We start from the raw sequence: 13227 nt of genomic DNA, 5'->3' as shown, positions 1-13227 counted from the left end.
AATTTAAACTAACCTACCGCTTACATTCATTGCATTTCAACTGCAACACTTAGACGATTTGTCCCGTCTATTAACTTGAAGCGCGGCCCTAAGGAAGATTTTACCGCGTCAGTACACAGATTAGAAGGGATGAATATTGATGAACAACAACATGAAAAAAGTAAGTGCACTGATGGCCCTATCCATGGCATTGGGTGGTGGAGCCGCTTATGCAGCAACACTGGACAACACAAAACCAGTCCATCAAACATCCGTTTCAGCAGATAGTAACGCAGCGAGTGTAGTAAACGTATCCGTGAATGGCGCAGCCATCTCTGATGGTTATTGGAACAAAGATGGCAAAGTAGCCATGATCCCGCTGCGTGATCTTACCGACGCACTGGGTATTGAACTGGAATGGAATAAAGAAACTAAAACTGCAGAGCTGACTCGCGGTGCTCTCTGGACACAGGTAATCACAGGCAAGGATCAATATTCCGTGAATAAAATGTCGCTCACGCTGGGTACAGCGCCCGAAATCACAGGCGGCAAATTGTATGTACCGGTTTCTTTTGCTGAGAAAGCACTGCATGGACAAGTGAACACAACCGGAAATCAGGTGACTATCTCCAGTGAAGAGGACGTGAAGACGGTCACTGAGCGTGGTGTCATTACCAGAATCTCGAACCAAGATAAATATCAGTCCATCCAGATTGGCGGTGCAGGTACGGATGGTATTGTGCTCAATCTGAGCGATGAGACAAAATTCATCTCAGTTGAGGGAAAAGAGATTGCACTGACTGATCTGGCCATTGGCATGAACGTGGAAGCTGAGCATTCCCTGATCACCACCCGCAGTTTGCCACCACAAACGCCGACCTATACAGTCACTGTGTTGGATGCGGCTACAGCATCTGAGGCACAACCTAAAGAGCTTCTGGGTACAGCGGGTACAATTGAAAATGTAACATCAGCTGAAGGCAGCATCTCACAGATTGAGATTACAGGTACACGGTTAACAGAAACAGCTCCTGACCATGTCGTGCTGAACATTGCTAAAGACACGCTGATCGTGAACCACGAAGGTGAAACGGTGAAAGCTGAAGAACTCACCAAAGGCGCTAAAGTCATTGGGTTCTACAGCCCTATGTTGACACGCAGCCTGCCTCCAATCGGAACAGCTTGGAAAGTGGTTGTTGAAACACCTGCAGCAGAGCTGGAAGCGAAATAATACGGTTAGAAAAACGTCTGACTGAAACACATGTTATATGTTGTTGCAGACGACCGTGTGCATCGCTTAGCGCGGGGTCATGAGTGTGGAGCGTCATAATGACCAGCCATCCGCATGTAGCTCCTGGCGCGCGGTGTAATGAGTTTGGCGCATCAAGAGCTCAGCCGTGCGGCCAGGCGGCGAAGTCAATTCAAAATAGCCTTATCCGCTTGTCTTCTGACAAGCATGGATAAGGTTGTTTTTTTGTTTTGGTTTTTGGTTTTGTTCTGGTTCTGGTTCTGGTTCTGGTTTTTTAGAGTGTGTCTACAAACTGCTTCAAACCGAAGGGTATCTGAAACTTGTCCGGAGCAGACACGTGCGATGTGCACTGCATACGAAATGCATTGCTTACCGAATGTAAGAGCAAGCGGAGTTAACGCTAAGGAATCTCAGGCACGCTAATTTGAATAAATAGCTATTTATAGCATTTTTATCAGAGAAATTTGGGAAATAACGTGTCTGAAGTTCTTTACATTTTAGCAAGAGGACCTGATGGCCAAATAAGACGTCCTGTGTTCCTTAGATATCTTCTGGATAACGGTCAGAATCAATCGGCTTGGGTTTCATCTTCAACAATCGCTTCCACTTCAATCTCAACCATCAACAAGGGATCAATGAGTGCGCTAACTTCAACCATGGTGGCTACAGGCTGGATCTGTCCAAAAAATTCACCGTGCGCCTTGCCAACTTCCTCCCATCTGGAGATATCGGTCACAAACATCCGGGTTCTCACCACATGCGACATGTCAGCCCCCAGTTCTTTCAGTGCATTCTCGATCGTCTGCAAAACGAACCTTGTCTGTGCATACGGATCACCTGCCCCAACAACTACACCATCTTGCATCGCGGTTGTACCCGCCACTTCAATTCGGTTCCCTACACGGATGGCACGGCAATATCCCACCAATGGTTCCCATGGGGAGCCCGTAAATACCTGCTGTCTGCTCATTCTCTCGTCCCTCGCTTTGGTTGTATTTGTCTCTTCGGATTAAACATGAATTATATCAGTCCCCCATCATCTCAGACAATGGAATCAAGTTTAATTCTATCTTAACTCCATTAACATTTTTGCACAGAAAAAAATCCCCTGAATGACTGCCCATTGGTTAGATCAAGGACGGTTCATTCGGGGATTTATGAGAATTAGGATTTTTGAGAATTAGTATTAGTATCTTTTCTTTAAGGATGAAACATCCAAATTACAACTTGATATTAGCCTCATCGAAGTATTCTTCCAGAGTTAACCCACTCTTCGCCACATCCGGTGCCAAATCTGTACCGATGTACCGGATATGCCAAGGCTCATAGACGTAACCTGTGGTATCTTCTTCACCTTGTAGATAACGGATGACATATCCGTATTCTGCAGCATGTTCAGCCAACCACTGGCCTTCCTTCGATGTGCCAAATACCTCTTCCAGCACATTGCCCACACTCGGACTCGATACATCGATGGCAAGACCCGTCTGATGTTCGCTTCGGCCCGGCACAGAGCTCACACGATCTGTGTATTCTTGACCTTTGGTTTTGACATTATTGTTATAGATGGATACCTGACGCTGATATGAACGATAACCGGACACCGCACGAAGCTCAATGCCATCCGCTTTTGCACCTGCAAACAACTTCTCCAGTGCCTCCGCAGCTTCCTTGCGCATATGCCGCTTCTCGTGTGGTTCGTCGAAGGAGAACGGTACATTCGGCTCTACCAGATCGTTCGGCTCGTAACCGTCAGGCAGACTCCGTTGTTTGTTCACAATGACGGTCATAGACTCGGCATTGGTCACCACAGATTGTGCATCAATCGTCGTTTGCAGTGCGCTGATACTGCGTTTCTCCAGCAATGGATCTTCCCCTGTCGCTCCATTACCATTGTCCGAAGAGCCCTGCCCTTCGCCCGCTGAAGCATTCCCAGACTCGCTATCCGTGCCTTCACCGCTGTTGCCAGAAGATGATGTGTCATCCCCGCCAGCATTGTCGCCATCCGTTCCTTTATCCTCCGTAAAATGAACCGTTGTGCCGTCCGTCTCCTGTTGTGTGTTACCTGTTCCATTCGGATTCTGGCTCTCCTCTGTGCCTGAACCGTTCTGGCACGCGGCAAGCAATGCTCCGCATATCATCAATGAGGACAGCATAACCACCATGCGGCGCTGTCTTCCTGTAGTTGATTTCATGTAAAAACTCCTATCGCAATAATATAAATGTTATATAGTTCTCAGCGTGCAATGTTCCCTGCGACAGTATACCTTAATTGGGAGCGAAGCTCCACCGGTAAAGACCTCCTTTAGAAGAGATCCGAATGAACATATACGGGCTGTACAGCCTGTATGATCGTTTTTTGGACTTTTAGAGCTACATCCCTGTGCTGTACACAATAGAATTGAAATGGGAATATACCTTCATATATCCAATATGCAAAAAATTGATTATACCGAGATGCACTTTATTAATGAGCATTAGCATTGTTGGATAAAGACAAAATTCATCTTGTACCGGGAAATGAATTAAATCAAATAATGCAACATGCTGCAATAAAAACAAGCAGGGGTGATCTGAGATCTCCCCCGCTCTGATGGGTGCATCATTTGGTTGCTGGGCTGTCCGTCTTCTTCTGGACAGCCTGCCACATCCGCGCGGCTACACGCTCGCGGATCAAATCCAGCCCTGCGGTGGCTGGCACGCCCGGCAGCAGCGCCGTCAGCTCCGGCAAGGCCGGCGGCTTGCCCGGCCGCGTAAGGCGCACCTCAACGGCGCCAAAGCCCGGCCCCGGCTGGTGCATGGCGCCGTCCGCGGCAGCCTCGGCGATCCACTCGCCGACGGCAGCGCCGCCTTCGCCGCCCCGCACTTGCGGGCGGCCAGCCGTTTCCGCTGCGCGGCCGGGGCCGCTGGGATCATGGGCGAGTTCCTCCGCCCATGCCCCCAGCACGCCGGCGAGCAGCGCTTCGCGCGGCAGGCCGGCGTGCGCCAGCTGCAGCAGCGGCTCGGCCGCGAGGCGCGTGGCTACGGCGCGCTCAGCGGCCTCGGCATGCGCGCAGCCCGGGCGGCCGCAGGTGCATGCCACGGCCGCACTGGCCGTTGCTGCACCTGGCGAGCCCTCGGGCGCTTGCGTAGCCGGCAGCAGCCCGGCGAGCTCCTCGGACGCCGGGCCGCCGCGCAGCAGGGCGTACAGCGTCAGCGGGCGCTTGCGCAGCTGAGCCAGTACAGCCTCGCGCTGGGCTTCGCTCAGTCGCGCGGGCGTTCCCGTGACCGTGAACATGCCTGCGGCCGATCCGGTCTTGCCCTCAACAGCGGAAGCGGAAACGGAAACTTCCTGGTCCGCTTCCGCTGCTGTATTTACTTCTGCTGTCCATCCACCGGGGGACATATGCAGCTCGATCTTCCATTTTTCGCTCACAATAATCCCCCTTTCTCAACATCTATATTCCCCTGAATGTTCAAGGTCACAGCCACGTCTCACCCTGAAGAGAAATCAGGCCACGCAGCTCATCATCCGACATCTCGGTCAGCCAGTTCTCACCCGAACCAACGACCTGCTCGGAGAGTGCCTTCTTGCTCTCAATCAGCTCATCAATCCGTTCTTCCAGTGTTCCCTGACAGATCAACTTATGCACCTGCACGTTGCGATTCTGCCCGATTCGGAATACACGGTCCGTCGCCTGATTCTCAACCGCAGGATTCCACCACCGATCATAGTGAACGACATGACTCGCTCGTGTCAGATTCAGACCCACACCTCCGGCACGAAGAGATAGAACAAACATGGACGGCCCCTCTCCTTTTTGGAAAGTCTCCACCATATCATCTCTTTGTGCCTTCGACACACCGCCGTGCAGGAAATAAGGTTCTTCCTCATATCGCTGTTTCAACCTCGATACCAGCAGATCTCCCATAGCAACATACTGCGTGAAGATCAGAGCCGATTCCCCGTTATCACGGATGGCGTCCAGCAGCTCAAGCAAACGTTCCATCTTACCAGATGCCTCAGCCTTGCCGTGGTCTTTCCGATTGCTGTCCGCCAGCACCGGATGATCACAGATCTGCTTGAGCTTGGTCAGGGAGGACAGAACAATCCCCTTCCGGGCAATGCCATTTCTGCCGTCCAGACCACCCATCAGATCATCCACCACACGCTGGTACAACACCGTCTGCTCCGGCGTCAGAGAACAATAGGATTTCAGTTCAAGCTTCTCTGGCAGATCCTTGCGAATATCCGGATCACTTTTCAGCCTGCGCAGCATGAATGGAGATACCAGTCGATGAAGCTCACGCAAGGATGCTGCATTTTCTTCGGATGGCCCCAGTCCCGTATACCGCTGGCGGAACGATGAAGCTGTGCCCAGATACCCCGGATTGAGAAACTGGAAAATCGACCAAAGTTCGCTCAGCCGGTTCTCTACAGGCGTTCCCGTCATCGCAATACGATGAAGTGTAGACAGGCGCATTACGCTTTGCGCTTGTTTGGTACGGTAGTTCTTAATATATTGTGCCTCATCCAGCACAATGGTGGACCAGTGCAACGAAGCCAGATCCGGGCCATCTCTGCCTGCCAGATGATAGGTCGTCAGTACAATGTCATGCGTCTGCGCTTCTGCCTGGAATTCGTTCCCGTGCAGCCGTTGTCCGCCATGATGAATATATAGCGACAGATCCGGGGCAAACCGCTTCAGCTCACGCTGCCAGTTTCCAAGCAGCGAGGTAGGACACACAATAAGTGCAGGCAGATGAACAGGCTGTTCATTCGTGTGCTGATCCGCCGGGAATGAATCATCTGATCCATTCAACAGCTCATTCTCACGGGCTTCCTCTTCAGCGGCCTGGCGTTCCTCGTGTTTGCGGTCCAGCAGACAGGTAATTACCTGAATCGTCTTCCCAAGTCCCATATCGTCCGCCAGACATACGCCAAAGCCCAGCTCACGCATCGCGGATAACCATTGGTAACCTCGTTCCTGATAAGGTCTTAGTTCACCATGCAATTCTGCCGGAACCTGACGAGGCTCAATACTGCGAAGCACCTGTCCATCGAGCAGGAAAGCAAGCATCCCATCAGATTCGGCACCAAAGACGGAGAGGCCCTTCCATGCGGAATCCTCCCCTTCATCCGCTGCCAGATGCAGCCATTCGGAGAGAGGCATATATTGTTCTTCTTCTTTTTTCATGTAACGCAGAACTTGACGAATCTCTTTTGTATCCACTTCAATCCATTCACCACGGAACATGACATACGGAACTGTGGATTCAGCCAATGCTGCCAGTTCCTCCGCCGTGACCGGTTTACCATCCAGCATAGGTTCCGCCTTGAAAGCAACCAATTGTTCCATGCCCAGTGCCGATGTGGCTCCAGGCAACCGCTCTGTTCCCCGATTCAACATCTGCAGACGCAGTCCCGCACGACGTTTCCCGGCACGACTCCACCTTGAAGGCATGAGAACAGTTATCCCGGCCTTCTGCAAACGTGGAACCGCATGCGTGAGAAATTCAAAGAAACCCTGCTGCTCCAGCTTAATTTCCTCCGGACGAGCGGTAAGCAGCGCTGTCTCCAGTTCAGGTGCCAGTTCTGCTGCTTGCCCGAGTGCCATCAATAATTGCTCTGCCGCCGAGGTATATAACACCTTCCCTCGGTCCAGATCTCGCTCTGGATGTGCCCAGATAGTCCGTGCAGGCAACCTCAAGCTTGGTTCCTGCTCACTGTCCGCCCAAAAGCTGATCCCCCAGATCGTTTCATGTTCGCCCAGCGGCGGCTCCAAGCGGAGCACCAGCTTCAATTGGCCTTCAGCAGGCGCCATCTCTTCTGCTCCCACAATTGGCATTGACGTTCCACCAACTTCTTGCAACGTATGAATAAACGCTGTCATATCGTCCGTCGGCCCTTGCACCGTCACAGGACGGAACATCGAGATCAGACTGTTCCACCAGAGTTCGGCTACTGGCGAAGATCCACGTCGATATGGGGTGCGGTAACGGGACAGTTCACTGTCCATGCCCTCCAGTTCACTTGTCACCACAGCATGAATCATGCCACTCATGAATGAAAATAATACCGCAGCCCCTGCTTCTTCACGCGTTTCCGGTTCCAATGAAGCATAAGCTCCAGGAGCAGCCAATCCAATCGGAGGCATCGCTTCAGCAAGATCGCGGAAGCGTTCAATGTCCTCCTCCTGCTGCAAACGTGGCCGCCATACGCCTGTTAATGTCTCTTGCCCGGTCCGTCGCCGTGCTCCGGTCTTTGCTGCGAATTCAGCCGATGGAGCAATTGCTCCCCGCAACAGCAGCTCCTGTGTGAACTGCGCCGCCTTGATCCAGTAACGCATCTCTTCTCCAACCTGAATTCCGGCTGCATTTAACAAACGGTCATCCCATTGCAACAGCAGCCTGAAGGCATCCTTGGGCGAGACTGCCAATCCTTCCAATGTGCGTCCCAGCAGTTGACGCCGCTTCGTGTTCTTCGCTTCAGCCGTGTTCCTCAGCGGATTCGGCCAGCGCAGCTCCGCAAGACGCAGAGCGGCAGGCTGAAACAGACGACCCCCGTCGCCAAAATTCAACCTTCTTACCACGTGGCTCCATGCATCCACACGTGGTTCCGATGTTTCACCGGAAAAACAAAAAAATACGTCACCAAGCCATACTCCATACAGCGATTGCATCATTAAAGTCTCCCGTCATCCCTTCGCATTGTTACTCTCCATCATATACGAAAATGACCGGATTTAAAAACCTTTGCCCATAAAAAGTGGTTATTTCAATGGTTAGGGGGTGTCTCAAAACGCCCTAGAGGCACAAAAAAATGTCCCTTCACCCTAAAAGCGGATGAGGAACATTTGGGTAAACCGAAGGATAATACTGAATATTGAAAGAATTACGGATTGTTATACTCCTATGATCTGATCAAGCTGCCCAGCAATACATCCAGGTTCAAAATACCTGCACGATGATCTTCACAGAACCCGATCTTGTCAAAAACGCCAAGCATGAAACGGCGGTGTTCCTCAGCTGGTTCCTCGAAACGATCATAACTTACGACAGAATCGACCATATCTACGATAAGCGGTACAAATCCACCTTTGTAAGGCACCACAATAATACGTGTAGAAGTGGTATCCTCCTGGTCTGGCATGCCTAACAATACACGAAGACTCACCACCGAAACGACCTTACCGTACAGCGAAGCAAAACCTCGGATCTCCGGGCTTCCAAATGGAACTGTTGTTACCTGTACCATTCTGATGATCTCATGAACTTCATCAATTCGTAGTGCAAAGATCTGGTCTCCTACCGAAAAATTAATATATTGCATTCCCTCGTCCATAGTTATCCCCATATCCTCTCATTCCGTATAATCAGATCATTATAAAATATAAAAACAAAACCACATGAAGAGCACTTTATTTGGCTAAGTGACCTGCTTGTGGTTCGCATTCACCAAGTCACCACAGGTACTTTCGTCCCACTAGATGTTACTTTGGTGTATCGGTTATTTTTGATCAAATGTTTAGGCTTCAGATCAATTTTGCCAACTTCAACAGACGTTGCATTACGGTTGCTGTCTCCGCTCTGCTCATTTGCCCTGCTGTGGAGGGTGGTGGAAATCAGTCGTTTTAATATTGAGCGTAAGTAACCTGACATCGGATTAAAAAATTATATTCAAAAAAAGACCAAAGATCAGCTTTATGCCGATTTTTGGTCTTTTTTATCCCCATATATTATGGATCTGTTTCTATGTTTTCAAATACTTGGAACAAAAAAGCGTTATTCCTGTGGATAACTTGTTTAATTACTCCAAAACGACTGTTTTATCGCATGAAAACACGAGTTATACCTGATTTGTGGATAAGTTGTGCACATATTGCACACATGCTGTGGATATCTTTGGCGTTTCATGTGGATATTCATTAATTTAATGTGGACATGTTGTGTATTTGTTTGTAAATCTGACGTAAAATCCGAATTTCCGCTTCAGTTATCCATTACTGTGGACACGTTGTGGACATGCCCAATTTCCTTCGCTGTAGTTATTCGACCAATTCACCCTGACGCATGATCAGCCTGTCATCGATGTACACGTCCGGCTTTTGTACAACTGCATCAATATGAACACCTGCGGCAATCGTTCCACCAAATGTGTTATTGCTGCCAAAGGCCACATGAATTGTGCCGTACACCTTCTCATCTTCCAGCACCACACCCGTGATTCGTGCCTTGTTATTGGTACCGATCCCGAATTCGCCGAGAAAACGACCATCCCCCTCACCCAGCGTTTCCAGTAATTGAGCCCCATCAGGTCCTTCAGCTGACACCAACCGTCCTTCACTAACGGTCAATAACATCGGTTCACGGAGTGCCCCAATTCCAGCAACGGAACCATCTACAACAATACTGCCCTCGCCCTTGCCCTCAACGGGAGCAATATAAGCTTCTCCTGACGGCAAGTTGCCCGATTCACCAGGGTTCAAATACATACCTGTGCTTGGTACACCGTTACGATCTTCAATGGAAAAGGAAAGACTATGGCCCTGCTTCTCTATTCGCACATGGCGACCTGCGGTTAATAGAGCCGTTACCTTCTCGGTCAACGCCTTTACTTGCGAATATTCAGCTGTAATGGCTCCGTTCATAAACATATCCTCTGTCATGCCAGGCATGGTTGCCACTCGGGTCCCTGAAGCAGCGGCTTTTTTGCGTGCTTGGGTATGTGTTACTGAATATTTTGTTACACACACGGCTACATCTGCTCGAATCATGGCCTCTGCAATCGGCGCAGGTGGCTCTTCTCCAGATCTGCTGCGTTCCTTCATGATTAACAGGACCGACTCTGCACCAAGTGCTTTGCCTGCCTCATAGATGGATTCAGCCAGATCCCGTTTCATATCGTCTGCGATAACTACCAGATTCTCTCCGCTACGCAGTCCGAGACATTCGGTTAGCACATTTTTACTGATTTCCACACGTTGCTTGCTCATACATTCATCTCTCCTGTCTTTGGTTCAGCTCTCAAAAGTCGACTTGACCCTTTCGACAATTGGCACGGGATTCCTGCATGTCCAAACCTGAACTCACCTTAAGGTATCGGCCCATTCGGCGAGAATTGCAGCTGTTTCCTTATACTGAAACGTCGGAAAGTAATGTCCATAGGGTACATCTATCCGTTTGACCTGTGAGTTCATATCCTGGGGATAGTGATATTCCTGATCTTGATTGGCCCATACAACTAATACATTCTTGGCATAATGCTGACTTTCCATTTTCGCCCACAACGTTGATCTGGCGCCTTTCCTCTGACCCGAGTGGATCCAGCGCAATAAGTCTGCATGTGCTCCTGCAATGCGAGGGGACTGGAGACTGGAGCGTATTCTCTTGCCCATGGTATCGGCCATAACACTGCTGTCGCCTACGCCGCTATGTGAACTGAACATTTGATTCCAACTTTTCTCCGATCTGCCACGCAGCAGGGAGCGCATCACCCCTCTTGGCAAACGAGAAATCCATCTCAGCACATTCGGATTCGAATTGTTAGCTACTGGCTGAAGCAACCCCAGTCGAATGTCTGTCCGCCCGCTACGCATCTGTGCCGCAGCTGCAATAGCAGCCCCGATCGAATGACCAACCAGCTTCACCGGACCTTCAAACTCGCCAAGAGCCGTAAGCAGTGCATCCACCTGACCTTCAAACGCTTCATCCCCCTGATGCACCGGAGACCGTCCGAATCCAGCGAGATCGATTAACCATACCGGGTTCCCGGTCCGGTCCCTAAGCTGTTTTCCTAAAGGTAACATCTCATCCGCAGATTGAAGCAAACCATGTACAATAATCCAAGGCTCTCCCTCACCCTCCCAACCAAGCATAGCCATATTTCCACTTCGAGACCGATTATAATCTGTCGGAAAACCCTCAGGTAACGGCGTATACCGAAGACGATAGTCTAGATCGGCTGTAACCAGCGGAAGCTGTTCCCGGATGTCCGGCCAGGATTGCCCCATACGTGTGAACAGAGCCTCCGTCTCTTCAACCGGGAATGACCTGTTGGTAATAAAAGCAACCGACTCCGTTGGAACACCACTGATGCGTGAACCACCTGATTTCATGATCCATTGAATCCATGGTAGTGGCACAGCCCCTTTCGGCTTGGGTACGTCCAATTGCTGCGCCAAGAGTTGCAGCAGTTCCTTCATATTGGGATTGTCTTCCCTCCGAGCCAACAGTGGATAAGTTCCTCCGACTGGAGCGGCTTCACTGGATAGAAAAACAAGCGTCTGTGCAACAAGGTCATTCTCCACAAGCGGTAACCAATAGGATGAACCTCCCGGCACTACCGGCATAAGTCCTTTCTGAATCGCCTGAATGAGCAGCCCAATCCCACCCGTTTGCTCGGTTTCACCTGTGGGACGTGGCCCAACCACTGTACTCGGATTTACAACGGATAAGGGATAGTGATGCTGTTCAGCATGCTCGCGAATGTGCAGATCGGCATGGAACTTCATCTCTTCATATGCACTTTCATTGTTATCCACATGCTCAACCTGTAGATAATTCCCCTGTTCATTCCGCTCTCCATAAGGACTCATATAACCAACAACGTGGATAAAGTGTCTCAATCCATGAGTAGAGTGGATTTCCTGTGCTAGCTGTGCCACTTCTCTGGCCCCGTTCATGAATATCTGCTCGGCTACTTTTCGTTCCAAAGTGACGTCCATCGTTCCACCCGCGTGAATGATCACATTTGCTTCAAGAGCACGCTCCCGATCTACTGCGGTAAGGCCAAGACCCGACATGGATAAATCACCTGTAATAAAGGTAATCCGCTTGAAATCCTTCACTCCATAAGCCTTCAGCACAGTTCTGGCTCGCTGTTCCGAACGAACCAGCAAGAGCAATTGTGCGTCTCCCTGCGTGAGTTGTTTGACCGTTTCTTTGCCGATAAAACCTGTGCTTCCTGTCATAAAAATGGTCTTGGCTGCAATATCAGACTTGCGTATTACCTGATTCATGTTTGTTGAATGTACATTCATTCTGTTACGGCTCCTTTTAGTACTGTATAGTACTAGTTATATTCAAAAAAAGAGCTTCGATTAACGAAGCATCTGACAAAACGTACGTGCCGATTGTTCTATAATCCCTACATCACGGGCAGTTCCCGCTAGGATTAGTGAACCTTCCAGTGCTGCAATAAACAACAACGCAGCTGGTCCCGGTTCGATTTCTTTGCGAAATTCACCGCGATCCAAACCTTGCTGAAACAACTTCTCCACCATAGGTCTAAGCTCACGAAAGAATCTGGATATGCTTTCCTTCACTTGGGGTGCACTGTCCGGTGTCTGCATATATAACGTAACAAAGGGACAGCTCCCTTCGTAATTTCGGCCCTCAATACCTGCCGACAGCAATGCCATAAATGAGTAAATACGCTCCTCCACTCCTCGTTCACGCTGACTGAGCAGCAGGTACAGCTCCGACTCATACTGGGCAATCCAGTATTGTACCACGGCCTGGAGCAGCTCCTCCTTGTTTTTAAAATGATAATAAATATTTGACTTGGATACCCCACTCACTCGCACGACCTCATCCATGCTGACGTAGCTGTACCCCTGACGCAGAAATAATTGTGCCGCCACTTCAACTGCCTTGGTCCGGTTCACCGGATTGGAACTTTTGGATTTGGCAGGTCCCGTATTCATTTTTGAATTTGTCATACTTAGTACTATACAGTACTAATCAGTTGAAAACAAGTATTTCTGTTAACAAAAGAGGACCTCCTACTCCAATTACTCCATACTTGTCCACATTTAGAGTGTAATACACACAGGATATCCACATATAGTATTAACTCTGTGTTAAATACGTCATGAAATCGTTAAATTACTTTCGGGTTATCCACATTTCAGGAATATAGGTGACTTTGAACTTTTCAGAGAGCGTTATTGGCTCCTCGGAAAAACAAAAACAGGCCAACCAGAATAATATTTCTGGCTAACCTGTTTCCAATTGAC

9 protein-coding genes are annotated in these 13227 nt (G+C 49.7%); 1 reads left to right on the top strand and 8 read right to left on the bottom strand.

The annotated features are described in order from the left end of the window. Positions 1-139: 139 nt before the first annotated feature. A complete protein-coding gene (locus NST38_RS03055) occupies positions 140-1210 on the top strand; it encodes a copper amine oxidase N-terminal domain-containing protein (RefSeq protein ID WP_076254687.1) in 1071 nt (356 codons plus the stop codon). A gap of 586 nt (positions 1211-1796) precedes the next feature. On the opposite strand, the gene NST38_RS03050 is transcribed toward NST38_RS03055, so the two are convergent. The 8 genes from NST38_RS03050 to NST38_RS03015 form a co-directional block, all read right to left on the bottom strand. Then, a complete protein-coding gene (locus NST38_RS03050; RefSeq protein ID WP_047840278.1) occupies positions 1797-2198 on the bottom strand; it encodes a RidA family protein in 402 nt (133 codons plus the stop codon). Positions 2199-2448: 250 nt separating this feature from the next. Next, positions 2449-3423 (bottom strand): M15 family metallopeptidase, encoded by a 975-nt coding sequence (locus NST38_RS03045; RefSeq protein ID WP_076254686.1) that lies wholly within the window; start codon positions 3421-3423, stop codon positions 2449-2451. A 407-nt stretch (positions 3424-3830) separates the two neighbouring features. After that, on the bottom strand, positions 3831-4643 hold the full coding sequence (locus NST38_RS03040) for a hypothetical protein (protein ID WP_076254684.1): 813 nt from the start codon (positions 4641-4643) through the stop codon (positions 3831-3833). Between the two features lie 46 nt (positions 4644-4689). Continuing rightward, complete coding sequence (locus NST38_RS03035; protein ID WP_076254682.1) at positions 4690-7893, bottom strand: DEAD/DEAH box helicase; 3204 nt, start codon at positions 7891-7893, stop codon at positions 4690-4692. 227 nt (positions 7894-8120) lie between these two features. Then, the gene (locus NST38_RS03030; RefSeq protein ID WP_169480758.1) at positions 8121-8540 is read right to left on the bottom strand and encodes a chemotaxis protein CheW; all 420 of its coding nucleotides are present in this window, start codon (positions 8538-8540) and stop codon (positions 8121-8123) included. Positions 8541-9255: 715 nt separating this feature from the next. Further along, on the bottom strand, positions 9256-10203 hold the full coding sequence (locus NST38_RS03025; protein WP_076254680.1) for an aminopeptidase: 948 nt from the start codon (positions 10201-10203) through the stop codon (positions 9256-9258). Positions 10204-10296: 93 nt separating this feature from the next. Continuing rightward, positions 10297-12228: an alpha/beta fold hydrolase gene (locus NST38_RS03020; protein WP_076254706.1), complete on the bottom strand. Its 1932-nt coding sequence runs from the start codon at positions 12226-12228 to the stop codon at positions 10297-10299. 81 nt (positions 12229-12309) lie between these two features. Beyond that, positions 12310-12876 carry a TetR/AcrR family transcriptional regulator gene (locus tag NST38_RS03015; RefSeq protein WP_036607516.1) on the bottom strand — a complete coding sequence of 189 codons (567 nt, stop codon included), beginning with the start codon at positions 12874-12876 and terminating at the stop codon, positions 12310-12312. Positions 12877-13227 lie beyond the last annotated feature (351 nt).

Origin of the sequence: Paenibacillus sp. FSL H8-0104, from assembly GCF_038050215.1 — a bacterium.
Lineage (GTDB): Bacteria > Bacillota > Bacilli > Paenibacillales > Paenibacillaceae > Paenibacillus > Paenibacillus amylolyticus.
Note: the sequence above shows the minus strand (reverse complement) of the source record. Positions and strands in the feature narration are given on the sequence as shown.

Bases quoted from the DNA above. Each gene is read 5' to 3' on its own strand.
- NST38_RS03055 (WP_076254687.1), top strand. From the start codon at position 140: ATGAACAACAACATGAAAAAAGTAAGTGCACTGATGGCCCTATCCATG.
- NST38_RS03050 (WP_047840278.1), bottom strand. From the start codon at position 2,198: ATGAGCAGACAGCAGGTATTTACGGGCTCCCCATGGGAACCATTGGTG.
- NST38_RS03045 (WP_076254686.1), bottom strand. From the start codon at position 3,423: ATGAAATCAACTACAGGAAGACAGCGCCGCATGGTGGTTATGCTGTCC.
- NST38_RS03035 (WP_076254682.1), bottom strand. From the start codon at position 7,893: ATGATGCAATCGCTGTATGGAGTATGGCTTGGTGACGTATTTTTTTGT.
- NST38_RS03030 (WP_169480758.1), bottom strand. From the start codon at position 8,540: ATGCAATATATTAATTTTTCGGTAGGAGACCAGATCTTTGCACTACGA.
- NST38_RS03025 (WP_076254680.1), bottom strand. From the start codon at position 10,203: ATGAGCAAGCAACGTGTGGAAATCAGTAAAAATGTGCTAACCGAATGT.
- NST38_RS03020 (WP_076254706.1), bottom strand. From the start codon at position 12,228: ATGAATCAGGTAATACGCAAGTCTGATATTGCAGCCAAGACCATTTTT.